Below are 25146 nucleotides of genomic sequence, written 5' to 3'. Positions count from 1 at the left end.
GTCGGGTCAGCCCTTTCTCGCTACCGCGTCTACCAGATAGTCACGCTGGGGCAGGGTCAGGTCGCCCACCGTGGACGACTCGGGGATGCCGTGGGCGTCCATGTCCCGCCCGGCCAGCCGGCCCCGGAGCAACCACCAGATCGAGGTCTGTCTGGTCAGCCGGTCGGTGCGGGCGAGGATCTCGGCCAGGCTCAGGCGTCCGGTGGTCAGCGCCCAGCGCAGCTGGGAGCGGTCTTTCGGGGTGAACGCCGGGGCGGGTTCGGGGAGCGGCAGCGGGATCGCCACCGGCCGCCGGATCATGGCGGCCACCGGTGTGGTGGTCTCGCCGGCGGAGACGGGCATCCACTGGGCGACGGCCAGGGTGGTGGCCAGGGCCGCGGCGACGCCTCCGGCGGCCACCGCCGCCCGCCGGGGCAACCGCCCGGTCTCGCCGCCCGCCAGGCGGAAGCCGACCAGGGCGGTGCGCAGCAGCACCCCGGCGATGGTGCCCAGCAGGATCGGGGTGGCCTGCGGGGGGATCGGGCTCATCTCGGCGATGAGGATGCCGGCGACCGGGCTGAGGCAGGCCAGCACCATCCAGAAGGCGATCTTCCGCCCGGCCAGGTCGAGCATGGCGGTGAGCGCCAGCCCCTCGCTGACCGAGTGGACGAGCAACGCCAGCAGCACCACCAGGGAGGCGCCCGACAACGTGAGGCTGGCGCCCTCGATCGCCCGGTGGATGGCCAGCGCGACGGCGGTGCCGGTGCCGCCGAACAGGGCCGCCGTGGCGACGGCCTTCACTCTGCGATGCACCCCGGCGGCGTGCCGGGCGGCCTCCTTGGTGTGTTCGTGGGCGCAGCCCTCACGGGTGAAATAGGTGATCACGGCGAAACCGAGGACGATCGACACACCGAGCGCCCACAGGGGCACGTTCTGTTCGATCGCGTCGTCGACCGCTTCGGGCAGGATCTCGCCCAGCGCGGTGACCAGCATCAACGCCGACGCGATCGCCAGACCGACGCTCACTTTGGCAGAACTCCGCCGGGCCAGCCATGACCCGGCGAGCGTGGCCACCGCGATCAACACCGCCTCGAGCCATACGGACATGACCATTCAACACCTCTCCGCAGCACAAATGACCTGCGATGATTACGGAGAGTAGATAGCCACGTGACGCTCGGTTTACACATGTGATCAGATCTTCAAACGACAGCCGCAGTGCGCGGGGGCACACTGCGGCTGATCGTCAGCGAAACTCAGGGATGGAGCTGGGTGCAGACCGACTTGACCTCGGTGTAGGCCTCCAGGACCTCGTGGCCCATCTCGCGGCCCCAGCCGCTCTGCTTGTAGCCGCCGAACGGCAGGGCGGCGTCGAAGACGTTGTAGCAGTTGATCCAGACCGTGCCGGCGCGCAGGCGCTTGGCCAGCGCGTGGGCCTTGTTGACGTCGCGGGTCCAGATGCCGGCGCCGAGGCCGTAGGCGGTGTCGTTGGCCTGGGCGGCGAGCTGGTCGAGCGAGGAGAACGGCGAGGCGACCACGACCGGCCCGAAGATCTCCTCACGCACGATCGACATGTCGGGCGTGGTGTCGGTGATCACGGTCGGCTGCACGAAGTAGCCCTTGTCGCCGTGGCGCTGACCACCCGCGACGGTCCGGGCGCCCTCGGCGCGGCCCGACTCCAGGAAGCCGGTGACCCGGCGGAACTGCTCGTCGGAGACCAGCGGGCCCATCTGGGTGTCGGGGTCGAGGCCCGAGCCGAGCTTGATGCCGCGGGCGATGTCGGCGACCCCGCCGACCACCTCGTCGAAGCGGCTCTCGTGGACGAACAGCCGCGACCCGGCGACACAGCACTGGCCGTGGTTGAAGAAGATCGCGTTGGCCGCGCCGGGGATGGCCAGGGCCGGGTCGACGTCGTCGAAGACGACGTTGGGGCTCTTGCCGCCGAGTTCGAGGCTGACCTTCTTCAGGTTGCCCGCGGCGGCCTGCACGATCAGCTTGCCGACCTCGGTCGAGCCGGTGAAGGCGACCTTGTCGACCCCGTCGTGGGCGGCCAGCGCGGCCCCGGCGGTCTCGCCGTAGCCGGGCAGCACGTTGACCACGCCCTCGGGCAGGCCCGCCTCGGCCATGATCTCGGCCAGCCGGAGAGCGGACAGCGGCGTCTGCTCGGCGGGCTTGAGGATGACCGTGTTGCCGGTGGTGAGCGCGGGCCCGAGCTTCCAGGCCGCCATCAGCAGCGGGAAGTTCCAGGGGATGATCTGCGCCACCACGCCGATCGGCTCTCTGAGGGTGTACGCGTGGAACTCCGACCCCGGCATGTAGGGCACGGAGAGGCTGATCGTGTTGCCCTCGATCTTGGTGGCCCACCCGGCCATGTAGCGGAACAGCTCGGCCGCGAGGGGGATGTCGGCGGCGCGGGCGACGGCGTAGGGCTTGCCGTTGTCGAGCGATTCCAGCTGGGCGAGCTCGTCGCCGTACTGCTCGATCAGGTCGCCGATGCGCCAGATGATCCGGCCCCGCTCGGAGGCGGTCATGCGGGACCAGGGGCCTTCCTCGAAGGCGGTCCGGGCGGCGCGTACGGCCCGGTCGACGTCTTCCCTGTCGGCTTCGGCGATGTGGGCGAGCGTGTCGCCGGTGGCGGGGTTGGGGGTCGCGAAGGTGCGTCCGGAGGCGGCGTCGACCCACTGGCCGCCGATGAACAGCTGGCGTGGGGTCGAGATGAAGTCCTGAACGCTCTTTTCCAGGGTGACCGTCATCAGCGTCGGTTCCCTTCCTACTAGACGTAGTCACCATCTGACTACTCGGTAGTGGACTCCGCAAGTTTCAGCGCTGCTACGGCCGTCTCATATCGCCACGCCGCGACGGCCTGTTCCAGACCCTGGGCGGATTCCCGCAGGTCGAGGCGGTGTGCCACGATGGGCCGCAATGTTTCGGCCTGGGCCGCGAGCAGGTTCCGGGGGTCCGTTCCGGCCCACTGGAGCAACGCGAGTTTCACCAGGAACTCGGTCCGGATCTCCCTGACCCTGACCACCGGCGTGGCCAGCCACTCGGCGGCGCGGGCCGCCCCGGCGGGGGTGACGCGGAACGGTCGGCGGGCCGGTCCCCGGCCGGGTTCGACGCCGGCCTGCTCGGCCAGGCCGCGGGCCACCAGCCCGTCGAGGGCGCGGTAGACGAGGGGCCGCGGGATCGGCAGCACCCGGCCGACGGGTCCCTCGGGCGCGGTGAGGCGGGCGAGGGCGAAACCGTGGGCGGGTTCGTGCGCGAGGAGGCAGAGGACCACCCACTCGGAGTTGTTCACAGGCGACAGCGTAGTCTCAATGTGACTATGAAACCCCAGCCCAACGCGATTTGCATCGGTGGCCCGTGTCACGGGCTGCTGCTGACGATCACGCAGGAGATCGGGATCCTCGACGTCGAGGAGTCGCGCTACCGCGTGACGACCAGACGCCTCCATCATCCCTCGTGCCGTGAGCCGTTCGTCGTCCTGGCCTGGGCCGAAGAACCGGCCTGACGCTCAGCCGCAGGTCGGGCGGTAGTCCAGCGACGGGATGTGCCGGGCCCACTCCTCCCGGGTGAGGTCGCGGCCGATCTCCCGGCACAACGCCTCGGCCAGCGCCTCGGGGCGCAGCGACCAGCGGATGACACGGCCGTCCTCTCCCCCGGAGACCAGCTCGCCCGCAGCGGTGAAGGCCAGGCCGCGGATCGGCGCGGTGTGGCCGGTCAGCCGGGTGATCACGGTCTTCGACGCCAGGTCCCACACGATCACCGTGTGGTCGTCGCCGGCCGAGGCGAGGGTCCTTCCGTCGCGGCCGAAGGCCAGCACCTGGACGGGGGCGGTGTGGCCCGATAGGGCGGCGCCCTTCTCCCGGCCGGTCGCGACGTCCCAGAACCGGATCGTGTGGTCGGCGCCCGCCGTGGCGACGGTCGTGCCGTCGGGGGCGAAGGCCACGTCCAAGATCGAACCCTGGTGGGTGCGGAGGCTGCGCGCCTCCTTGCCTGCGGCGAGGTCCCAGACGAGCAGGTCGCCGGCCGGGCCCGTGGAGGCCAGCAGGGGAGCGGCCGGGCTGAAGGCCAGGGCCGAGGCGAGCTGGCCGGGGAGCGGCGCCTCCTTCAGGCCGGCGGTCCGCCAGCGGAAGCGGCCCAGGGCGGCGGCGGCCACGTAGTCGCCGCCGGGCTGGAAGGCGACGTCGGTGGAGGCCCCGAGGCCCGGGTAGGCGGTGGAGGCGATCTTCTGCCGGCTCTCCAGGTCCCAGAGGGTCAGGGTGTGGCCGCGGGTGACCGAGGCCAGCGACCGGCCGTCGGGGCTGAAGGCGACGGCCCGCACGTGGTCGGGATGGCCGGGCAGCACCGCGACGGGCTTTCCCGACGCGTCCCACAACCGGACCGTTTCGTCGCTGCTCGCCGAGGCGATCAGGCGGCCGTCGGGGCTCGCCTCGATGTCGTTGACCGCCGCGCTGTGGCCGGTGAACGGGGGGACCGGGTCCTGCCTGACGACGATGGTCCGGCCCAGGCCGGCCGAGGCGAGCATCGTGCCGTCGGCGCTCATGGCCATCGAGAGGGCCTCGGTGCGGCTGCGGTCCTGGTAGGCGGCGACGGCCGCGAGCCGGGTCAGGTCCCACACGGTGATCAGGCCGTCTTCGTCGGCGACGGCGATCCGGCCCTTCGCGGGGGCCGACATGTCCCAGGTGTAGGGCGAGCGTTCCGGCAGGCTCGCCAGGGGAGTGATCTCGGTGGGGGTGACCCGCCAGAGGCGTACCCCCTCGTGGGCGGAGCCGGTCGCCAGGGTGCCGGTCTCGGCGTCGAAGCCCAGGCGGTGGACGTTCTCGACGTCGAGCCGGCCGACCCGCTCCCCCGACGCGACGTCCCAGACGATCGGGTGGTCGGCCCCGCTGACCAGCACCTTCCCGTCGGGGCTGAAGGCCAGGGCGGCGAGCTCGGCCTCATGGCCCTTGAGGATGCGCGGGACGTCTCCGGCCAGCTCCACGTTCACGCCGTCGGCGAAGGCGAGCCGGTCGCCGTCGAAGGCGAGCGCGTCGGTGAGCCGGGGGCGTTCGAGGCGGCGGACCTCCGCGCCGGTCGTCAGGTCGCGCACCACGACCACCCCCGGCGAGGCCAGGAGGGCGGGGGTGCGCACGATGGAGGCGAGGTAGCGCCCGTCGCGGCTGAACGCGACCGCCCGGCCGTGGCCGCCGCCGGGTTCGGCGAACCGGGCGATCAGCGCCTTCCTGCGCGGGTCCCACAGGGTGATCGAGCCGTCCTCCCCCGCCGCCGCCAGCCGGGAACCGTCGGGGCTGAAGGCGACCCCGAAGACCGCCGGGCCCTCGGCGTTGAGCTCGATCGGCCGCCGGGCCGCCGCCGCCACGCTCTCCAGGCCGCCCCTGGTCTCCGCCTCGGGATCGAGCCGGTACGCCGCCACCGCGAGCAGCCCCGCGAGGTCGGGATCGGTGGCGAGCAACGACCGAGCCAGCAGCGAGACCTGGCGGGCGGTCGCGGTGAGCTGCTGGAACCCGGCCTCTGCGGCCTCTTCGAGCGCCACCACGCCGCCGGTCACCGCGAGCAGGAAGAGCACCACCAGCGTGGCGAGCAGGCGGTGCAGCCGGCGGGCGCCCCGCCTCTCCTGGTCGTGGCTGGCGGCCAGGAACGCCGACTCGACGTCGTTGAGGTCGTGAGGGTGATCGCCGGCCCAGGTGCGGGCCGCGAGGAGACGTACACCTCGGTAGAGGGCGCCCGGATCGCGGCCGAGGTCGGCCCAGGTGTGGGCGGCTTCGGTGAGGCGGCGGTGCACGAACAGGCTCTCGCGGTCGTCGGTGAGCCAGCCGTGTAATCGGGGCCAGGCGCGGATCAGCGCCTCGTGGGCGACGTCGACGCTCCCCTCGGCCAGGACGACCAGCCGGGCGGCGGCCAGCCGGTCGAGCACCCGGGCGAGCACCTCCGGCCCGGCCACCCCGGTCAGCTCTTCGCGCAGGATCGGCCGCCGGGTGTCCTCGGTGCCGTCGCCGAGGGCGGTCAGCCGCAGGAAGACGCGCCGGGCGGCGTCCTGTTCGGCGGGGGAGAGCTCGCCGAATACGCGTTCCGCGCTCTGCGCGATGGCCCCTCGCACCCCGCCCGCCGCCTGATATCCGGCCAGCGTGAGCCGGGCGCCCTCGCGGTTGCGCCAGGTCTCCATCAGGGCGTGCGAGACCAGGGGCAGGCTGCCGGGCTCCCCGGCCGCGTCGGCGACCAGCGTGGCGGGCAGGTCGGGGTCGACCGCCAGCCCGGCGAGCTCGGCCGGGCCGGTGACGATCTCGCGCAGCCCGGCCGGGGGCAGCGGGCCGACGAGGAGCTGGGCGGCGCCGATCGCGTCGGCCAGGCCGGGGAACCGGGTCAGATGGGCCAGGAAGTCGGCCCGCACGCCCAGCACCAGGCGCGCGTCGAGGTCGAGCAGGGCCGCCACGAACGCACGGCGTTCCTCCTCGTCGGCGCAGAGGGTGAAGACCTCCTCGAACTGGTCGACCACGACCAGCGGCTCGTCGCCGATCTTCGCGAGGCTCTCCAGCGGGAAGGCCCCCGGCGTCATGATCAGCGCCTCCCCCGGCCAGCTCCCGAGCAGCCCGGCCCGCAACAACGACGACTTGCCGCTGCCCGACGCGCCGTAGACGCCCACGACCGGCCGGGTCTCGACGAGCTCGCGCAGCCGGGCGGCCGGCTCCGACCGTCCGAAGAACCACTCGTGGTCTTCGGGTTGAAAGGCCGTCAGTCCCCGGTACGGGCACACGTCGGACACCGCGCGGCGCACCTGCGGCAGCAGATCGTCGTCGCCCCGGAGCATGGCCTCGTGGAGCCGCCGCAACTCCGGGCCGGGCTCGATGCCGAGCTGGTGGTCGAGCTGCTCGCGGGTCTCCCGGAACACCTCCAGCGCCTCGGCCTGCCGCCCCGACCGGTAGAGGGCCAGCATGAGCTGCCGGCGCAGGCTCTCTCGGAACGGGTGTTCCCTGGTCAGCGCGGTCAGCTCGGCGACGACCTCGGCGGGCCGGCCGAGCCCGAGCTCCGCCTCGGCCAGCTGCTCGGCCGCCGCCAGCCGGGCCTCCTCCAGCCGCCGGGCCTCCTCGGCGAGCGGCGGCGCGTCGAGGAACTCGGCGAACGCCGGTCCCCGCCAGAGGCCGAGCGCCTCCTTGAGCAGGTCGCGGGCGGCTTCCAGTTCGCCCGCCCGCAGCGCCTCGGCGCCCTGCCCGGCCAGTTCGTCGAACCGGGTCGCGTCGAGGCCGGGCGGGTGGATCGCGTAGCCGCCGCCGGGCCGTCCGGCCACCAGGTCGGCGCCGAACGCGCGGCGCAGCTGATGGACGTAGAGCTGGACGTTGCGCCGGGCCGAGGCCGGGGGACGGTCGCCCCAGACGGCCGTGATGAGCCAGTCGATCGTGACCGGCCGGCCCGCCTTCGACAGCAGCGCGGCCAGCAGCAGCAGGTATTTCGGCGCACCGGTGACGGGAGCGGTAGTTCCGTCACGGGTCACCGAAAGCGGCCCCAGCACCCTGAATTCCACGCGACATGCATCCTTGTCCGGCTGATGATGATCTGTCAATCGCGACGTAAAGATCCCCGGCGAACCACCTCTGACGTCGCAGAATGCGCCATATGAGCAGCATCCTGCGGTGGATCAGAGAGCGGGACCCGGAGCTGAACACGGTCCGCAAGGGCGCCCGCGCGGCGGTGATCATGCCGGCCGCGTTCGCGTTCTCCGACCTCGTCGTCGGCAACCCGGTGATGTCGATGTACGCCTCGTTCGGCTCGTTCGCCCTGCTGCTCATGGTCGACTTCAGCGGCTCCACCCGCGACCGGCTGACCGCGCAGTTCTGGCTGGTCCTGGCCGGCACCGTGCTGATCACCGTCGGCACGCTGGCCTCCCACGCGGTGGTGACGGCCGTGCTGGCGACGGTGGCGGTGACGTTCCTGATCCTGTTCTCGGGGGTGGTCAGCTCGGTGCTAGCCGGGGCGTCGACGGCGCTGCTGGTCTCCTACGTGCTGCCGGTGACGATCCCGGCCCCGCTGTCGGCTCTGGACGACCGCCTCTACGGCTGGTGGCTGGTCGGCGCGGCGTCCATGGCGGCGATCGTGTTCCTGTGGCCCGCGCCCACCCGCGACCCGCTGCGGCCCAAGATCGCCTGTGCGCTCAGGCTGCTGGCCGAACGCGTCAAGGTCGAGGTGGCGTGCGTGTCGGGCGGGCTGCCGCTGAACCGCAACCCGCCGCTGCGTGCCCTCGCCGAGGAGGGCGACGAGGCCGTGCGGGCGATGAAGTCCACCTTCTGGGACACGCCCTACCGCCCGGCCGGGCTGACCACGACCGGCCGGGCCGAGGTGCGGCTGGCCGGTCAGGTGGTCTGGCTGCACTCCGTGCTGGAGCGCGAGCCGTTCGAGAGCGGGCCCGGCCCGATCGACCCGGCCGTCTGCGCGGTCGAGGCGGCCGCCGCCGAGGTGCTCGAACGCGCCGCCGCGCTGCTGGAGTCGGCGGGCCCCGGCGAGCGGCTCGACCACGAGACCCGGCGCCTCATGGAGGCCCGCAAGGCGATGGAGGACGAGGTCACCGGCGCTCGGGTCACCGGCGACGCGACCGCGTTCGTGGCCTCGCTCGAACCGTCGTTCCGGGCCCAGGAGATCAGCTTCGCGATCTCCGCCATCGCGGCGAACGTCGAGATCGCGGTGGCCGCCGAGGCCCGGTCGTGGCGCGACCGGTTCCTCGGCAAACAGCCCGCCGGGTTCTCGACCCGCCTGTCGTCGGCCCGCGCCCGGGTCTCCGCGCACGCCGAACGCCACTCCGTCTGGTTGCGCAACAGCATCAGGGGCGCGGTCGCGCTCAGCATCTCGGTGCTGGTCGCGACGGTCATCGGGGTGGAGCACTCGTTCTGGGTGGTGCTCGGCACGCTGGTCGTGCTGCGTTCGAACGCGGTCACGACCGGGCAGAGCGCCCTGCGCGCGCTGGCCGGGACCGCCATCGGGTTCGCCATCGGGGCGTTCCTGTTGTGGGCCGTCCAGGGGCACATGGTCTTCCTGTGGATCCTGCTGCCGATCACGATCCTGGTCGCCGCGCTCGCGCCGACCGTGATCTCGTTCCTGTCGGGTCAGGCGGGCTTCACCGTGCTGCTGCTGATCCTGTTCGAGATCGCCGCGCCCACCGGCTGGCGGACCGGCCTGATCCGCCTGGAGGACATCGCCGTCGGCTGCACCGTCAGCCTGCTCGCCGGGGCCCTGTTCTGGCCGCGCGGGGCGCGGGCGGCCCTCGGCCGGTCGCTCGACGAGGCGTTCGCCGACAACGCGCGCTACTTCCGCGACGCCGTCGACTTCTGCGTCACCCGCTGCGACGTCGCGGCCGTCTCGCCCTCACCGACCAATGCCCGGACGCAGGCGCTGGCGGCCGTGCAGCGGCTCGACGACGCCTTCCGCGGTTACCTGGCCGAACGCGGCACCAAACGGATGCCGTTGTCGGACGCGTCGTCGCTGGTCGCGAGCGTGACCGTGCTCCAGTACAGCGCGGAGGCCATCGTCGACCTGTGGAGCCGCGACGACGGCGTCGTCGACCGCGACCGCAGCGCGGCCCAGATGGAGATCGTCACGGCCGCCGACCCGGTGGCGACCTGGTTCGAACGGGCCGGCCAGGCGCTCGGCCGCGAGGCGCCCGTCCCCGGGCGGCTGCCCTACGACCAGGCCGCCGAGGCCCGCCTGATCGCCGCGGTGAGCCGCGACCTCAGCGACGACGACGGCAGGGCCACGGCGACCGGGGTCAGGATCGTCTGGACCGCCCACCACGTCGACGCCGCCCGCCGGCTGGCGGACGGGGTCGCCGAGGTGGTGGAGCAGATCCGCTAGACCGGGCGGCCGACGTTCTGCGCGTACTGGCCGCCCCAGTTGCCCGGCGGGGTGTAGCGGGCGACGACGTACTTCGACGCCCTCGGGAAGATCGTGTTGGCCGGGCACTGCCCGACCGCCAGGGCCAGGCCCGTCGACGACTTCCAGACCACCTGCGTGAAGTGACCGGTCGCGGCCGAGAAGCCGGGCTTGTTGTAGTCGTAGTACTTGGCCTCGTCCATCCAGGCCTTCACCGCGTCCCGGACGATCGTCGCGTCGTCGGCGACCTTGGTGGAGGCGTAGAGGTTCTCGCCGTACTGGCCGGCCGGGTTGGAGTGCTGGAACCGGCAGGTGTTGGCCCACGCCTGGGTGGCGGGCAGGATGGCCGCGTTCCAGAGCAGCGGGCGGGCGCCATACTGCGCGCGGGCCGTGTTGTGGCCGGCCAGGGCGGCGTCCTTGATGGTCTCCGCGAAGGCCGGGGCCGGGATGGCGGCCAGGGCCGCCGCGACCACGAGGTATTTGATCATGGGATCAAGTCGTAGCCGCGGCGCATCCGGCGTTCAATCATCAGGAGGCGGCCTTGACCGCACCCTGGTAGCGGGCCACCACGAACTTGGTCGGCGCGTCGAAGATGGTGCCCGCCGGGCAGTCGGCGATGGCGATGCCCAGCCGTCCCGTCTTCGCCCCGATCGCCTGGACGTAGTAGCCGATGTCCTTGGCGTAGCGGTGGTTCTTCACGTCGAACTTGGCCGCCTCGTTCGCCCACGAGACGACGGCGTCGCGCAGCACGGTCGCGTCGTCGGCCTGGCTGGTGGTGACGTAGAGGTTCTCGCCGTACCGGTCGTCGTGGTCGGAGGGCGCGAACGAACAGGTCCGGGCGTGCCACTTGGCGTCCTCGCGGAGGGTGGCGTCCCATTCGACCGGGCCGGTGCCGTAGAAGGCGCGGGCCTCGTTGTGGAAACCGAGCGCGTGGCCGGGAACGGGGTCGGCCGAGGCGGGGAGCGCCGGGACCGCCGGGGCGAGGGCGGCGACGGCCGCGATGACGAGATATTTGATCACGACTCAATGTGATCGTTGTGACTATCCGTGATCAACCTAGACAACGTCAAAGTCCGCCATCATGGCCATGTCCTCGTGTTCCAGGTTGTGACAGTGCAGCATGTATCGCCCTCGGTGGCCGTCGAACCGGACGGCCGCCTCGACGGTCTCGTAGGGCCGCACGTCGACCGTGTCCTTCCAGCCCTCGTGCTCGCGGCCGAGGATCCTGAACCGGCCGAGGTGGACGTGGACGGGATGGTGGAAGTCGCTCGCGAACCGCCAGATCTCGGTCGTGCCCAGCCGGGGCGCGGCGATGGGCCGTCCGGGCCGGTAGGGGCGGCCGTTGATCGTCCACAGGTTCTCGGCGACCCGGAAGTCGAAGGTCCGGCGGGCGACGGGGTTGTCCACAGGCTGTGGACGGGCCAGCCGCGACGGCACCCGGCTGTCGTCGCGGGCCCGGCGGGTCACCACGAACCGCAGCACGTCGCCGCCGAGCAGGTCGGTCAGCGTGACGTGAGAACCGACCGGATAGCGGGCGAAGTCGACGATCACGTCATAGCGCTCACCCGGGGCGATGGTGATCGTCTCCCGGGTCAGCGGCCGTTCCAGCAGCCCCTGGTCGCTGCCGATCTGGGTGAAGGAGCCGCCGGGCCGCAGGGCCAGCCGGTAGCGCCGGGCGTTGGAGGCGTTCAGCAGCCGCAGCCGATATCTGACCGCGTCCACTTCCCGGTACGGCCACGGCACCCCGTTGACCAGCACGACGTCGCCCACGACGCCCTCCATGAACTCCCGCCGCACCCCGTGGCGCAGCAGCAGCGTGGGATCGAGCGAGGGATACCGGAACGACCCGTCGGCCTCGAACGACCGGTCGCAGATCATCAGCGGCAGCTCCCGGTCGCCTCGGGGCAGCGGCAGGGCGTCCTCCTCGTCGTCCCTGATCAGGAAGAACCCGGCCAGCCCCCGGTACACCTGCGGGCCGGTGAAGTCCATCCGGTGATCGTGGTACCAGAGCGTGGCGGCCTGCTGGTCGAGCGGGTAGACGTAGTCCTTGGTCCGGTTGTGCAGGGTCGATCCGCCGTGGTGGGGCCGGGTGGTGCCCACGACCAGGTCCGTGGGATAGCCGTCGGAGTCGGCCGGGGTGACGCCGCCGTGCAGGTGCGTGGAGGTCGGCACGGTCAGGTCGTTGCGGATCGTCACCACGGCCGGTTCGCCGCGGCGCAGGTCGAAGGTCGGGCCGGGGAAGGTGCCGTCGTAGCCCCAGATCTCCGTGGTTGTCCCGGGGATGATCTCCATGCGGGCGGGGCGCTGGGTGACGACGTACCGGCCGGGGCCGGTGGGCCGGGCCGTCCGCGGCAGGACCAGGGGCCGGGTGAACTTCGGGGGCGGCGGGAGCGTGCCGGCCAGCCGTTCGCCGGAGACCTCCGCGCCGCAGCCGGCCGCCAGCAGCAGGCCGAGGAAACCGCGCCGGGAGATCATCGCGTCGCCTTCCACAGGACCAGGGTCATGACCGCCGACGCGCCGAAGATCGCCATCCCGAGCGGGAAGTGCACGCCCAGCGCCCGCTCGTTCCCCGCCCAGATCTGCAGCGTCTCGGCCGCCACCAGCCCGCCCGTGGCCCACGACGGCCACGCCACGCGGTGCCGCCGCCAGAAGAGGAGGGCCACGACGAGCTGGACGTAGAGCAGCGAATGGGTGATCCCGGCGTTGCTCTCGTGCACGCTCAGCAGGTCGGCGTCGCCGGTCACGAACAGCCCGGCCAGCAGCGCCTGGCCGAGCACCCCGGCCAGGTGCAGCGCCGAGGTGATCCTCAGGGTCCATCTCATGGACGCCGATGCTGGCTCTTTCCCGGCGGCGTCTCGTCAGACCGTGGACGGGCATACGAAGTACATCCGGGGATGTACGCCCTCCTCCCGGTTCTGACCTACCGTGACAGGCGTGGTGCCCTGGAAGAACGACACCGTGCTCGCCCTGATCGTGCTGACCCTGGGCGTCGGCGGAACCTACGGCCGGCTGTCCAGCTCGGGCCTGGTCGAGCGGCCGATCGACACGCTCGGCGTGGTCCTGATCACGGTCTCGTCGGCGGTGCTGGTCTGGCGGCGGACCGCTCCCCTGGCGGCCGGATGGGCGACCGTGGCGTGCGCGGTCGTCTACTACGGCTTCCAGTACCCGGGGGTGTTCGCCGCCGCGCCCGTCCTGATCGTCGTCTACACCGCCGCGAGCCTCGGCCGCCGCCGGCTGGCCGTCGCGCTCATGGTCGCGCTGGCCGTGGGGGTCGGGATCGTCGCCGCGCTGTCGGCCACCGATCCCGAGCCGGGCGGGCTGAGCCTGCTGAGCGGCTGGCTGGTGGCGGTGTTCGTGCTCGGCGAGGTCACCCGGAGCCGCCGCGCCTATCTGGAGCAGGTCGAGCAGCGCGCGGCCGAGGCCGAACGCACCAAGGAGGAGGCGGCGTTGCGCCGGGCCGGTGAGGAACGCCTGTGGATCGCCCAGGAACTGCACGACGCGCTGACCCACACGATCTCGGTGATCAACGTGCAGACGTCGGTGGCGCTGGAGATGCTCGACCGCGACCCCGCGCGCACCCGCGCGTCCCTGCTGGCGATCAAGGAGTCGGGGCACAACGCGATGCGGGAACTGCGCTCGACCCTGGGGGTGCTGCGGCAACCCGGCAGCCCGTCGTCGGGTCTCGCCCAGCTGCCGGGGCTGGTCGAGCGGGCCGAGGCGGTCGGCCTGTCGGTGAAGTCGACGGTGACGGGGGAGCCGGTGGAGTTGCGGCCGGAGGCCGATCGGGCGGCGTACCGGATCGCGCAGGAAGCCTTCACCAACGTGCTGCGGCACGCGGGACCCGCCACGATCACCCTCACGGTTTCACATGAAACCAGCCGGGTGGTGCTGACGATCGCCGACGACGGCACCCCGGGCGACGCCGAACCGGGCATGGGCCTGATCGGCATGCGTGAACGCGCGGTCGCCGTCGGCGGCTCGCTGGAGGCCGGGCCGCAGGCGTCCGGCGGCTTTCTCGTCCGGGCGGAGCTCCCCCGATGATCCGGGTCCTGCTGGCCGACGACCAGCCGCTGATCAGGGCCGGGTTCCGGGCGCTGCTGGAACTGGCCGACGACATCACGGTCGTGGGGGAGGCGGGCAACGGCGGCGAGGCCGTGCAGTTGTGCCGGTCGCTCAAGCCCGACGTGGCGCTGCTCGACGTGCGCATGCCGCTGATGGACGGCATCCAGGCGACCCGCAAGATCGGCGCCGACCCCGAACTCACGGGCCTCAAGGTCGTGATCCTGACCAACTACGCCCTCGACGAGTATGTCTTCGCCGCCCTCCGCGCCGGGGCCAGCGGCTTCCTGGTGAAGGACATCGAACCGGCCGACCTGCTCCAGTCGGTCAGGGTCGCCGCCAGGGGAGACGCCCTGCTCTCCCCCGCCGTGACCCGGCGCCTCATCGAGGAGTACGTCGCCACCCCGCCCCGCCCGACCCCCGCCCCCGGCCTGGCCAGGCTGACCGACCGGGAGCGGGAGGTGTTGCGGCTGGTGGCGACCGGCAGGTCCAACGAGGAGATCGCGGGCGACCTCGTCATCTCCCACGCCACCGTGAAGACCCACGTGAGCCGGATCATGGCCAAGCTGCCTGCCAGGGACCGCGCGCAGCTGGTCGTCCAGGCCTATGAGAGCGGCCTGGTCACACCGGGGTGACCTCGCGCTCGACCGGCTTGGCCAGGTGGTGGCGCAGCTTCTCGCCCTCGACGTCGAGGTCGGGCAGGATCCTGTCGAGCCAGCGGGGGAGCCACCACGCGGCCCGGCCCAGCATCGACATGACGGCCGGCACCAGCGTCATGCGCACCACGAAGGCGTCGATCAGCACGCCGATCGCGAGGGCGAAGCCCATCGACTTGATGATCGGGTCGTCCATGAACACGAACCCGCCGAACACCGAGGTCATGATCAGCGCGGCGGCGGTGACGACGCGGGCGTTGTGCCCCATGCCGTTGATGGTCGCCTGGCGCGGGGTGTCGCCGTGCACGAAGTCCTCGCGCATGCGGGAGACGAGGAAGACCTCGTAGTCCATGGCGAGCCCGAACAGGATGCCGATCAGCAGGATCGGCAGGAAGCTGACCAGCGGACCGGGCTGCTCGACGCCGAGCAGACCGGCCAGGTGGCCCTCCTGGAAGATCGCCACGGTGATGCCGAACGTCGACCCGACCGTCAGCAGGAAGCCGAGCGCGGCCTTGATCGGCACCAGGATCGAGCGGAAGACCAGCATCAGCAGCAGCACCGACAGGCCGACGACGAGCAGCAGGTAGATCGGCATGGCCTCGCCGAGCTTGTCGGAGACGTCGATGCCCAGGGCGGTCGCGCCGGTCACCGCGATCTCCGCGCCCGAGATGGTGGCGAGCTTGGCCCGGATGTCTTGCACGGCCTGCTCGGTCTCGGCCGAGGTCGGGCCGTTCTTGGGGATGATCGCGACCAGGGCGGTGGTGCCGTCGGCGTTCGGCTGCGGCGGGGTGGCCGCCAGCACGCCGGGCACCTGCATGATCATCTGAGCGGCCTGCCCGGCCAGGGCGGTGGTGGTCGCGGCGTCCTTGGTGGTGACCACGGCGATCAACCGTGAGTTGAAGCCCTCGCCGAAGCCCTCGCTGGTCAGGTCGTAGGCGTCGCGGGCCGGGCTGCCGGGGGCGGCCGAGCCGGTGTCGGGCAGGGCCAGCCGCAGGTCCTGGGCGGGCAGCGCGAGCGCGCCGAGCCCGGCGATGCCGACCAGCAGGATCGGGATGCCGAACCGGGTGACCAGACGGCCCCAGGTGTAGCCGAAGCCCTCCTTGGCGACGGTCTCGCCGGACCGTTGCCTGCGCGGCAGCACCTTCTCCCCGGCGAACGCGAGGATCGCGGGCAGCAGGGTGATCGCGACGAGCACGGCCACGGCGACGGTCCCGGCGGCGGCCAGACCCATGACGGTCAGGAACGGGATGCCGGCCACGAACAGGCCCGCGAGCGCGATGACGACGGTGGCCCCGGCGAACACGACGGCCGAACCGGCGGTGCCGGTGGCCCGGCCCGCGGCCTCCTCGCGGTCGAGGCCCTCGGTGAGGAACTGGCGGTAGCGGGAGGTGATGAAGAGCGAGTAGTCGATGCCGACCGCCAGCCCCAGCATCAGGGCCAGAACGGGGGTGACCGAGGTCAGTTCGACGACGCCGCTGAGGGCGTACAGGCCGCCCATGCCGACGCCCACCCCGACGAGCGCGTTGAGCAGCGTCATCCCGGCCGCGACCAGCGAACCCAGCGTGATGATCAGCACGACGGCGGCGATCAGCACGCCGATCGCCTCCGACCCGCCGACCTCGGGGGCGGCGCGCAGCACGTCGCCGCCGTGCTCGACGCGCATCCCGGTGACGCCGTCGCCGACCTTCAGGTAGGCGTCGCGGGTCTCGTCGGTCAGGTCCTCGGCGGTGCCGGAGAACTGCACCGTGATCAGCGCGTAGCGGCCGTCGGGGGAGACCGACCGGGCCTGGAACGGGTCGACCGCGGCGACCACGCCGGGCACCGACGCGGCCTCCTTCACCACGGGCGCGACCGCGGCCGGGTCGAGCTTGGCCCCTTCGGGGGCCGCCACCACGATCGTGCCGGTGGCCCCGCTGGCCTGCGGGAAGTCACGGGCCAGGGCGTCGAGGGCACGCTGGGACTCGGTGCCCGGCATGCTGAACTTTTCGCTCGACGGCCCCATGAACAGGACCGCACCCGCCCCCATCAGCGCGAGCAGCAGCACCCAGACGGCCACCACCCGCCCCCGGTTGCGGAAGGAGAACCGGCCGAGCCGGTAGAGCAAGGTCGCCATGAAAGCTCTCTCTCAAGAGGACAGGCCGAGCGTGCGGAACGCTCCACTGGTCAGCTCCGCACGCATGGTCTCGTCGGGGATGTCGACCCCCCGGGCACTCGTCAGGAAGATCCCCAGCAGCGCCATCCAGCCCGCCACCCGGGGCGTCTGGCCGGGCGCCCGCCCGACCAGGGCGTCGACCAGCTGCTCGGTGACGTCGTCGACGTCGGGGAGGTCGGGGTGGTCGAGCAGCACGTCGACGCCGAGCAGCAGGATCTTGACCTGCCGGCGGAAGTGCAGCGCCAGGTCGACCACGCCGGCGACGGCGGCCTTTGCGGCCTCCTCGCCGGTCAGGAGGGCCAGCCGGCCGAGCAGCACGTCGAACTCCCGCCCGACGGGGGCGAAGAGTTCGCTGAGGATCGCGTCCTTGTTCGTGAAGTGATAAAGCAAGGACGCCTTCGAGCAGCCCACATCCGACGCGATGTCCTGCAGCGACGTGCCCCGGAAGCCGTGCGCGGCGAAAAGCCGCGCGGCCGAGTCGAGGATGTCGGCCCGCATCGAGGTCGCGGATCGGGTCATGGCATCACAATAACTGACCGATCGGACAGTTCTGTCCGATCGGTCAGCCGGTTAAACGAAACGCTGCACGAAGTTCAACGCGGTGTCACAAACCTCACGCCAGCCCGAGTCGATGGTGAGGGAGTGCCCCCGGTTCGGGATCTCCACGATCTCGGTGACGTGGTGCTCGTTCCGGTGCTGGATCTTGTACGACGCGTTGGCGATCGCCCACGGAACCGTGTGGTCCTTCTCCCCCGACACGATCAGCAGCGGCCCCCGGTCCTCGGCCTGGCTGTCGACCTTGACCTCCGACCACGGGTTGAAGTTGGCGACCGCGGCCTGGAACAACGGCGCGCCCGGGGCCGCGACGGCGAACTCGTCGAACAGCTCACGCGCCTCCTCTTCGGTGACGGCGTTCGCGAAGGCGTACCGGAACTGCTCGAAGGTCAGCGGCACGGCCCGGTGCCGGTTGGCGGGGTTGCCGAGCACCGGCGCGGAGGCCCGCAGCGTCGAGAACGGCAGCGGCAGCACCCCCTGGAACGGCGCCGGGTCGACGGCCACCGACGCGCAGGCCAGCCCGCGCCCGGCGAGGATCTGCGTGAGCAGCCCGCCGAACGAGTGCCCGACGATCACCGGCCGCCGGTCGAGCCGTCCGATCAGGTCGGCGAAGTGGTCGGCGATCTGGCCCACGGTCTTGTCGGCGAACACCTCCGGGTGCTCGCGCGCCTCCTCGACGGTGTGCGGGTCGTCGGGCCACCCCGCCTGCACCGGCGCGAACCCGGCTTCGGCGAACACGGCCGCCCACCGATCCCAGCTGTTGGGCAGCAACCACAGCCCGTGGACGAAGACGGCCGGGATCCTGCCGGTCGCGTTGGCCTGTTCGACGAGTTCAAGGTCGTGGCTCACAGCGATACTCCTTGAGAAGGCGATGCCCTGACGGACCGATGGAACCACGTGAACCTGAGCCCGCTCACCCCGGCCGACCTCGACGCCCACCTGAGAAGGCGGTGCTGCTCGCCTGCCGGTACGCCGCCGCGGAAGGCGCCCGGCTGGCGGTGATCAAGGTCGACCCGGCGAGCCGGTTTTACCCCGGCGGGCACGGACCCGGCCTTCGACCGCTACACCCTCTCTCTGCGGCCCTAACGGCCGGGATGCAGGACGACCTTGGTCCAGCCCTCGTCGCGCGCGTCGAAGTGGCGGTAGCCGTCGGGCCCCTCGCTGAGCGGCAGCTCGTGCGAGACGATGAACGACGGCTTGGCCCTGCCGGTGTGGATGAGGTTGCGCAACCGCCGGTTGTACGCCTTCACGTTCGCCTGGCCGGTCCCCATCGTCTGGCCCTTGAACCAGAAGTGGCCCATGTCGAACGGGATCTTCCCGGCCCGCGCGGCCTCGTCGGCGTTGCCCGGGTCGTCCGGCAGGAACAGCCCGACGACGCCGATGCCGCCGGTCGGCCGTACCGACATGACGACGCTGTTCAGCGCCGCGTCGGAGTGTTCGTCGCCCTGCGGGTCGTGCGCCTGGTAGCCGACGCACTCGCACCCCCGGTCGGCCCCCTCGCCCGCGGTGAGGTCGAGCACCTGCTCCACCGCCGACCCCTGGGAGTCGTCGATCGGGATGCAGCCGATCTTCTCGGCCACCTTCAGCCGGTCGGCCTGCCTGTCGACGATCATGACCTTGCTCGCGCCCTTGAGCAGCGCCGAGTAGGCCGCCATCTGGCCGACGGGCCCCGCGCCGTACACGACCACGGACTCGCCCGGACGCAGCCCCGCCAGCTCGGTGGCGTGCCACCCGGTGGGGAAGATGTCCGACAACATCACGTAGTCGTTCTCCTTCTCCCGCGCGTCGTCGGGCAGCCGCAGGCAGTTGAAGTCGCCGTACGGCACCCGCAGCAGCTCGGCCTGCCCGCCCTCGAAGGGCCCCATGCCGGCATAGCCGTAGGCGGCCCCGGCCACGCCCGGGTTGACGGTCAGGCAGAAGCCGGTGAACCCGGTCTCGCAGTTCTTGCAGTGCCCGCAGGCGATGTTGAACGGCAGGCACACCACGTCGCCCACCGTGATCCGGTCGACCGCCGACCCGACCTCGATGACCTCGCCGAGGTTCTCGTGGCCCAGCACGCGGCCGGTCTCCATGCTGGTGCGGCCTTCGTACATGTGCAGGTCGGAGCCGCAGATGTTGGCGGTGGTGACCCGTACCAGGACGTCGGTCGGGCGTTCGATGCGAGCGTCTGGAACCTCCTGGACGACGACCTCCCGGGGGCCCTCGTACACCAGTGCCTGCATGATCACACCTCCGGATTCGTCGATGATTCATGCGGCAGGTGCCCGCCGGGCATGGACGAGTACCCCTCTATGCGGCAAAAGTCCCTTTAGCACGCCAAAACGGCCCAGACCTGAAGAGGTCCGGGCCGTTTGGTCAGCGGTTAGTTGTGGTGCCAGCCGCCCCAGCCGAAGTCGCCGTTGTGGCCGTAGCCGCCGCGGACGCGGAAGTCGTCGACGTGCTTGCCGAAGACGATGTGCTTGCTGAGGAAGCTCTTGCTGCTGTACCGCTTGTAGAAGAACCACTTGCCGTCGTTCTTGTAGTAGACGTCGAAGAAGCTGTAGTCACGGTCGCGGCGGTCGCGGTCCCAGATCTTGAAGTCGAGCCAGTAGCGGCCGCCGCTCTTGCCCCACCGGTAGTCGAAGCGGCCGTCGCCCCGCTCGAACCGGTCCCAGCTGGAGCCGTACTGCGAGGCCGACGCGGAGGCCGACGCGGTGGTGGCGGACGCCGAGGCGGCCGGTGCGATAGCAACCCCCGTGGCCACGACGCCGGCGAGAACGGTTCCGGCGAGCAGCTTGCCAAGCTTGTGCACTGTTTCCTCCGTTGTGTGGGTCCGGCGTTTCTCCGGACACCGCAGACGTTAGGAGCCGCCCCGGGGGGCCTTCTGCGCACAAAGCCACACAAACCCCCGAGTGCGTACTACTGCACACGAGAGCGGCCCAAGAGCCCTCTGGCAGTATCCGGAGATGCGTTTCCTCTACCTGGCCAGACATGGCGAGGCGACCCCCGACGAGACCGGCCTCACCGACACCGGCCGGCGCCAGGCCGAGCTTCTCGGCGAGCGGCTCCGCGATCTGCCGATCCAGGTGATCCACCACGGCCCGCTGCCGAGGGCGGCGCAGACCGCGTCGATCGTGTCCGCGCACCTGCCCGGCGTGCCGGTGCACGTCTCGGAGGCGGCCGGCGACTACGTGCCCTGGTTCCCCGGCCCCGACGCGTTTCCCGAGGAGGACCGCGAGGTCGGCCCGGCCCTGGCCCGGGAGGCCGAGGCGGCCTTCACCGGCGTCACCGACGAACCGCGCACCGAACTGGTGATCACCCACGGCTTCCTGATCGCCTGGCTGGTCCGGGCGGCGCTGGAGGCCCCGGAGGCCCGCTGGATCGGTCTGAACTCGGGGAACACGGGGCTGACCTGCATCCGCTACAGCCCCGACCGGCCACCCGCGCCGCTGTTCTTCAACGACCTGGGCCACCTGCCACCCGAGTTGCGCTGGACCGGCTTTCCTCCTGCCCTGCGCCCGAGCGGCACCGACTGATCTCGGGGTGGCTTATGTGGAGTAGTACACGCTCAGCGGCTTGTGTGGCTTTGTGCGCAGAACGCCCCCCGGGGCGGCTCCTAACGTCTGCGGTGTCCGGAGAAACGCCGGACCCACACAACGGAGGAAACAGTGCACAAGCTTGGCAAGCTGCTCGCCGGAACCGTTCTCGCCGGCGTCGTGGCCACGGGGGTTGCTATCGCACCGGCCGCCTCGGCGTCCGCCACCACCGCGTCGGCCTCCGCGTCGGCCTCGCAGTACGGCTCCAGCTGGGACCGGTTCGAGCGGGGCGACGGCCGCTTCGACTACCGGTGGGGCAAGAGCGGCGGCCGCTACTGGCTCGACTTCAAGATCTGGGACCGCGACCGCCGCGACCGTGACTACAGCTTCTTCGACGTCTACTACAAGAACGACGGCAAGTGGTTCTTCTACAAGCGGTACAGCAGCAAGAGCTTCCTCAGCAAGCACATCGTCTTCGGCAAGCACGTCGACGACTTCCGCGTCCGCGGCGGCTACGGCCACAACGGCGATTTCGGCTGGGGCGGCTGGCACCACAACTAACCGCTGACGGGGGATGCTGATCGAAGGGCCCGGACCATCATGGTCCGGGCCTTCGTCATGCCCGGACGTCCGTCGAGAGGGCGCCGCGCAGCAGCGGCCGCGCCGCCAGGGCGACGAGCACCGCGGCGAGAACCCCGACCCCCGCCATGACCACGGCCCGGCCGGCCGCCCAGCCGAGCCACTGAACCTGGTAGACGTCCAGAGTGGTGACGACCACCACCGCGACCCCGGAGACGGCCGCCACCACACAGACCGGCGACGCCGCGATGACCGCCTGCCGCACCAGCACCCCGCTCAACGAGCTCTCCGGCACCCCGGAAGCCGCCAGCGCCGAGAACGAGCGCCGAAGGTCGATCAGTTCCTCCGCCTGATGCACCACCAGAGCGACCGCCGAGGTCACCAGGGCCACCAGGAGCGCGACGTCGACCAGTGCATGCGCCTGCCAGTAGCCGACCATCGCCTGCTGCGCCCCCGCCATCGCCCCGAAGAACACCGTCAAGCTCACCACGGACAAGGCCCTCGCCCACGCCCGCGGATCGGCCTCGACCAGCCGCGCCGCCAGCAGCGCCTCCGCCAACCGCGCCCGCCGACCGACCCGGCGGGCACACGCCCGAACCACCCAGGTCGCGGCCAACGTCACTCCGAACAGCAGCAGCACCAGCCCAGCCGCCATGACCACCCCGGACCCGTACTTGCCGACGAACGGAAACCCGCCCTTCACCACGGCCCCGAGGACGAACAACCCCACCCCCGCCCCGAAGAGGATCAGGTCCCGCACCCGCGGCCCCCGCACTCTTGCCCGGCGGACCACCCCCAGCGGAGAGGCGACGACATGCCGACCGGCCCGCGCCCCCGACACACCCCCGCCGAGCGTCACCAGCGCCACGACCACCGGCACGGGCAGCAGCGGCCCGGAGAGATGGGTCAGCACATAGATCACGCCGCCGCCCGACGACCCGACCAGCGCCAGCACACCCCCTTCCAACGCACCCAGCCACCGCACGTCACCCGGCGCCGCCCCCGCCAGCCGCAGCGCGGCCAGCCGCCGCTCCCGGGTGGCCGAGGCCAGCCGATTGGCCTGATGAACCAGCCCGGCGACCGGCACGGCCAGCAGAGCCAGCGCGAGCCCCGTCAGCGACCCGCCCTCATCCTCGAAGTCCGCCAGGCGAACGGCGGTACAGACCAGGAACGTCGCCACCGCCGCCCCCGCAGCCACCAGCCAGGCACGCACCCGCTCGGCCCGCGAGCGCCCCCGGTTCAACATCCGCGACACGGTGATCACCGCTGCACCCCCGCCAGCACCGACCCATCGCGCAGCGCGACCTCCCGATCGGCATAAGCGGCCACCCGATTGTCATGCGTGACCAGCACGACGGCAGCCCGCCCGGCACGAGCCGCACTGATCAGCGCACTCATCACCTGCTCCCCGCCGATCGTGTCGAGGGCCCCCGTGGGCTCATCGGCGAAGACCACCCGCGGCCCGGTCACCAGCGCCCGCGCGACCGCCACCCGCTGCCGCTGCCCCCCGGACAGCTCACCGATCCGCTGATCGGCACAGTCGGACACCTCCAACCGAGCCAGCCACTCCGCGGCAGCGGTCATCGCCTCCTGCCTGCCCCGCCGGCTGAACAACAACGGCAACGCGACGTTCTCAACGGCAGTCAGCTCAGGCACCAGCTCACCGAACTGGAAGACGACCCCGAAACTCTCCCGCCGCACCTTCGTCGACTCCGGCTCAGGCAGCGAGTCGATCCGCCTGCCGTCGAGCAGCACCTCACCGGCCTCCGGTCGAACCACCCCGGCGAGACAGTGCAGCAACGTCGACTTACCCGCCCCGCTAGGCCCGGTGACGGCGACGACCTCCCCCTCGGAGATCGTCAAGGAGACGTCGTCGAGCGCCCTGGTCCGCCCGAACGACTTGCCCAAGCCCCTGCCCTCAAGCATCGTCGTGCTCCTTCATCCGCGCGAGCGCGGTCTCGATCCAGCGCAGGTCAGCGTCAAGATGGTGCAGGGCGTAGTCGGCCGCCAGCACCTGAGCCGGCGACCCGGACGCCTTCTCGGCGGTCAACTCCCGCATCCGGGCCAGATGCGCCTCCCGTTGCAGCACCAGAAAGCCGTCGGCGTCCTTCCCCGCGACGGCAACCCGAGCGAACAGAGGACTGGCGACAAAAGGCGCCGAAGGCTCAACGGCGTTCAACCACCGCTCCAGCTCGGCCTTCCCGTCCGCAGTGATCGCATAGAGGGTGCGCTCAGGCCCACCCTCCTGCTGCGTCTCCGCGACCTCGGCCAGCCCATCGCGCTCGAGGCGCTGCAACGTGGCATAGACCTGCCCATAGGCAAGAGGCTTGGCCCCCGCGAGGCGATGATCGTGCTCCTTCTTGAGCTCATAGCCGTGCTTAGCCCGCTCAACAAGGAACCCAAGCAGCACATGACCAGTCGTCATAGCCGCGACTATACATTCAATGAATAGTCGAAGCCGCAAAGCACCAGAAGAGACTGAACGCCCGCCTCAGACGATTCACCACGGTCCGGGCATGCCCGCAGCCGTAGTCACCCAGTTGGTCACCCGGGCTCGCACCTCCTGAGGCGCCGTCCCTGTCGGTGACGCCTGGCATCATGACGCGCAACCATCAAGGGAGCCACGGTGCCAGACCTACACGAAGAGTTCGAGTGGCTTTCGAAGTTCGGGCCGTTCCACGACGTCTCCTGCGTGTCCTTCGTTCGATCTCTCTCCCCTGTGGACGCGTTGAGTCGTCTCGGAGCGGAGTCCAGCAGAACCGAAGAAGTGACCTTCGAAGCACTGCAGGAACGAACGATGAAGTGCGTCGACTCGGACAACATGCGCACCAGTTACGTAGGCGCATTGGAGACGGGCGGCTGGACCGTACTCATCCAGCTCTGGACGGTATCGATCGCGCTGAGCCGTCCCTTGCTGAGCTCACTTTCTCAAGCGACCGAGGTCGTGTCGATCCATCGAAACGTCCACGCCACGGACTACTTCGTCTACGTGGCTGACGGCAACCTGATCACACAGTTCGACCTGCTGGCTCCCTATGCACGTGCGGGTAGCGATCCAGACCGGCTGGCTCACATGATGCGCGAGGTCGGACTGGACCCAAACCTGGACTGGAAAGGCCCAGGCGTGCGGGCCTCATTCCCCCGCGCCTTCGCCCTGGCAAGGAAGATCACCAGCTTGTCCTTCTCCCAGGACAAGCTCGAAATGAGACTCCTAGGCGCCGAGATCAACACCGAGTGAGCCACTCCAGGTCTGTTGGAGCCTCGACCGTCCGTCCACCTCAAGGCATGCGGGCCAAGCCGGCAATGGCGTGCCCTAACCGGCAATCCAAACGCCCGTTCAGGAGAAATCGGGTGGCCAAAGAAGGTCGGGTGGCCGACAAGGCGAAGCCGTAACGAAAAAAGAACTTGATTCACCCCGAGCGAAGCGAGGCCGTTTCAGGGAGCGCGAGGGGCGAAGCCCTTCGCAAGGAGCGAAGCGACCCAGAGCGACAGCGATGCCAGGACGCGAAGCGGCCAGGGGGAGCGCGAGGGGGCGAAGCCCTCTCGTATCGGGGGTCCGGGGGTCGCCCCCCGGTAGAAACGACGAAGGAGACCGTGGGGCAGTTGGCCGAAGGCCAACAACCACAGGTCTCCTACTCTCCGAGTGGGGCTACCAGGACTTGAACCTGGGACCTCTTCCTTATCAGGGAAGCGCTCTAACCGTCTGAGCTATAGCCCCTCGTCAGCCAGCTAGTGCGTGGCGACGAGGTAAAGCTTACCGTGTTCCGCGGTGTGGTCGCACCGCGGAATCACGACTGGA

At 71.0% G+C, this 25146-nt stretch carries 23 protein-coding genes and 1 tRNA gene; 7 read left to right on the top strand and 17 right to left on the bottom strand.

The genetic code is table 11. The features are described 5' to 3' along the window. Positions 1–6 precede the first annotated feature (6 nt). The 3 genes from AW274_RS08825 to AW274_RS08815 form a co-directional block, all read right to left on the bottom strand. A complete protein-coding gene (locus tag AW274_RS08825; RefSeq protein ID WP_062430567.1) occupies positions 7–1086 on the bottom strand; it encodes a ZIP family metal transporter in 1080 nt (359 codons plus the stop codon). Between the two features lie 149 nt (positions 1087–1235). Beyond that, a complete protein-coding gene (locus AW274_RS08820) occupies positions 1236–2732 on the bottom strand; it encodes an aldehyde dehydrogenase family protein (protein WP_062430566.1) in 1497 nt (498 codons plus the stop codon). A 41-nt stretch (positions 2733–2773) separates the two neighbouring features. After that, entirely contained in the window at positions 2774–3274 is a 501-nt protein-coding gene (locus AW274_RS08815) for a PadR family transcriptional regulator (RefSeq protein WP_062430565.1), read from the bottom strand. Between the two features lie 27 nt (positions 3275–3301). Between AW274_RS08815 and AW274_RS41165 the strand changes: the two genes are divergently transcribed. After that, positions 3302–3487 carry a hypothetical protein gene (locus tag AW274_RS41165; protein WP_062340887.1) on the top strand — a complete coding sequence of 62 codons (186 nt, stop codon included), beginning with the start codon at positions 3302–3304 and terminating at the stop codon, positions 3485–3487. Between the two features lie 3 nt (positions 3488–3490). On the opposite strand, the gene AW274_RS08805 is transcribed toward AW274_RS41165, so the two are convergent. Then, positions 3491–7495 carry an nSTAND1 domain-containing NTPase gene (locus AW274_RS08805; protein ID WP_062430564.1) on the bottom strand — a complete coding sequence of 1335 codons (4005 nt, stop codon included), beginning with the start codon at positions 7493–7495 and terminating at the stop codon, positions 3491–3493. 92 nt (positions 7496–7587) lie between these two features. On the opposite strand from AW274_RS08805, the gene AW274_RS08800 reads away from it, so the two are divergent. Further along, the gene (locus AW274_RS08800; RefSeq protein ID WP_062430563.1) at positions 7588–9813 is read left to right on the top strand and encodes an FUSC family protein; all 2226 of its coding nucleotides are present in this window, start codon (positions 7588–7590) and stop codon (positions 9811–9813) included. Here AW274_RS08800 and AW274_RS08795 read toward each other — a convergent pair. The 4 genes from AW274_RS08795 to AW274_RS08780 are packed head-to-tail and all read right to left on the bottom strand — an operon-like array spanning position 9810 to position 12653. Further along, the gene (locus AW274_RS08795; protein WP_062430562.1) at positions 9810–10319 is read right to left on the bottom strand and encodes a CAP family protein; all 510 of its coding nucleotides are present in this window, start codon (positions 10317–10319) and stop codon (positions 9810–9812) included. The genes AW274_RS08800 and AW274_RS08795 overlap by 4 nt on opposite strands. A gap of 40 nt (positions 10320–10359) precedes the next feature. Continuing rightward, positions 10360–10851 (bottom strand): CAP domain-containing protein, encoded by a 492-nt coding sequence (locus tag AW274_RS08790; RefSeq protein WP_062430561.1) that lies wholly within the window; start codon positions 10849–10851, stop codon positions 10360–10362. 36 nt (positions 10852–10887) lie between these two features. Then, positions 10888–12306 (bottom strand): multicopper oxidase family protein, encoded by a 1419-nt coding sequence (locus AW274_RS08785; protein ID WP_062431814.1) that lies wholly within the window; start codon positions 12304–12306, stop codon positions 10888–10890. Continuing rightward, complete coding sequence (locus AW274_RS08780; RefSeq protein WP_062430560.1) at positions 12303–12653, bottom strand: hypothetical protein; 351 nt, start codon at positions 12651–12653, stop codon at positions 12303–12305. The genes AW274_RS08785 and AW274_RS08780 overlap by 4 nt, the downstream gene beginning before the upstream one ends. 112 nt (positions 12654–12765) lie before the next feature. Here AW274_RS08780 and AW274_RS08775 point away from each other — a divergent pair, with 112 nt between their 5' ends. Continuing rightward, complete coding sequence (locus AW274_RS08775) at positions 12766–13872, top strand: sensor histidine kinase (protein WP_062430559.1); 1107 nt, start codon at positions 12766–12768, stop codon at positions 13870–13872. Beyond that, on the top strand, positions 13869–14525 hold the full coding sequence (locus tag AW274_RS08770; protein ID WP_062430558.1) for a response regulator: 657 nt from the start codon (positions 13869–13871) through the stop codon (positions 14523–14525). Before AW274_RS08775 ends, AW274_RS08770 begins: the two co-directional genes overlap by 4 nt. Here the strand turns inward: AW274_RS08770 and AW274_RS08765 are convergent. From AW274_RS08765 to AW274_RS08745, 5 genes are all read right to left on the bottom strand, one after another. Then, a complete protein-coding gene (locus tag AW274_RS08765) occupies positions 14512–16659 on the bottom strand; it encodes an MMPL family transporter (protein ID WP_062430557.1) in 2148 nt (715 codons plus the stop codon). The two genes, AW274_RS08770 and AW274_RS08765, sit on opposite strands and share 14 nt — an antisense overlap. Before the next feature lie 12 nt (positions 16660–16671). Further along, the gene (locus AW274_RS08760; RefSeq protein ID WP_062430556.1) at positions 16672–17217 is read right to left on the bottom strand and encodes a TetR/AcrR family transcriptional regulator; all 546 of its coding nucleotides are present in this window, start codon (positions 17215–17217) and stop codon (positions 16672–16674) included. 51 nt (positions 17218–17268) lie between these two features. Continuing rightward, complete coding sequence (locus AW274_RS08755; protein ID WP_062430555.1) at positions 17269–18102, bottom strand: alpha/beta hydrolase; 834 nt, start codon at positions 18100–18102, stop codon at positions 17269–17271. 233 nt (positions 18103–18335) lie between these two features. Continuing rightward, the gene (locus tag AW274_RS08750) at positions 18336–19475 is read right to left on the bottom strand and encodes a glutathione-independent formaldehyde dehydrogenase (RefSeq protein WP_062431812.1); all 1140 of its coding nucleotides are present in this window, start codon (positions 19473–19475) and stop codon (positions 18336–18338) included. Positions 19476–19615: 140 nt separating this feature from the next. Then, on the bottom strand, positions 19616–20044 hold the full coding sequence (locus AW274_RS08745; protein WP_062430553.1) for a hypothetical protein: 429 nt from the start codon (positions 20042–20044) through the stop codon (positions 19616–19618). Between the two features lie 154 nt (positions 20045–20198). On the opposite strand from AW274_RS08745, the gene AW274_RS08740 reads away from it, so the two are divergent. After that, positions 20199–20768, top strand: a complete 570-nt coding sequence (locus AW274_RS08740; protein ID WP_062430554.1) for a histidine phosphatase family protein — start codon at positions 20199–20201, stop codon at positions 20766–20768. 132 nt (positions 20769–20900) lie between these two features. After that, on the top strand, positions 20901–21329 hold the full coding sequence (locus AW274_RS08735) for a hypothetical protein (RefSeq protein ID WP_062430553.1): 429 nt from the start codon (positions 20901–20903) through the stop codon (positions 21327–21329). Positions 21330–21384: 55 nt separating this feature from the next. Here the strand turns inward: AW274_RS08735 and AW274_RS08730 are convergent, their stop codons facing one another. Genes AW274_RS08730 through AW274_RS08720 form a run of 3 tightly spaced genes read right to left on the bottom strand, consistent with a single transcriptional unit; the run spans position 21385 to position 23772 of the window. Then, positions 21385–22593: a hypothetical protein gene (locus AW274_RS08730; protein WP_157519924.1), complete on the bottom strand. Its 1209-nt coding sequence runs from the start codon at positions 22591–22593 to the stop codon at positions 21385–21387. A 14-nt stretch (positions 22594–22607) separates the two neighbouring features. Then, positions 22608–23273 carry an ABC transporter ATP-binding protein gene (locus AW274_RS08725; RefSeq protein ID WP_062430551.1) on the bottom strand — a complete coding sequence of 222 codons (666 nt, stop codon included), beginning with the start codon at positions 23271–23273 and terminating at the stop codon, positions 22608–22610. Further along, positions 23266–23772 (bottom strand): PadR family transcriptional regulator, encoded by a 507-nt coding sequence (locus tag AW274_RS08720; RefSeq protein ID WP_062430550.1) that lies wholly within the window; start codon positions 23770–23772, stop codon positions 23266–23268. The genes AW274_RS08725 and AW274_RS08720 overlap by 8 nt, the downstream gene beginning before the upstream one ends. A gap of 201 nt (positions 23773–23973) precedes the next feature. Here AW274_RS08720 and AW274_RS08715 point away from each other — a divergent pair, with 201 nt between their 5' ends. Then, the gene (locus AW274_RS08715) at positions 23974–24585 is read left to right on the top strand and encodes a DUF6461 domain-containing protein (RefSeq protein WP_062430549.1); all 612 of its coding nucleotides are present in this window, start codon (positions 23974–23976) and stop codon (positions 24583–24585) included. A 406-nt stretch (positions 24586–24991) separates the two neighbouring features. Here AW274_RS08715 and AW274_RS08710 read toward each other — a convergent pair. Next, a tRNA-Ile gene (locus AW274_RS08710) sits at positions 24992–25065 on the bottom strand. Between the last annotated feature and the right edge of the window lie 81 nt (positions 25066–25146).

Source organism: Herbidospora daliensis (assembly GCF_001570585.1).
GTDB lineage: Bacteria > Actinomycetota > Actinomycetes > Streptosporangiales > Streptosporangiaceae > Herbidospora > Herbidospora daliensis.
This window is presented reverse-complemented; position numbering and strand designations above follow the sequence as displayed.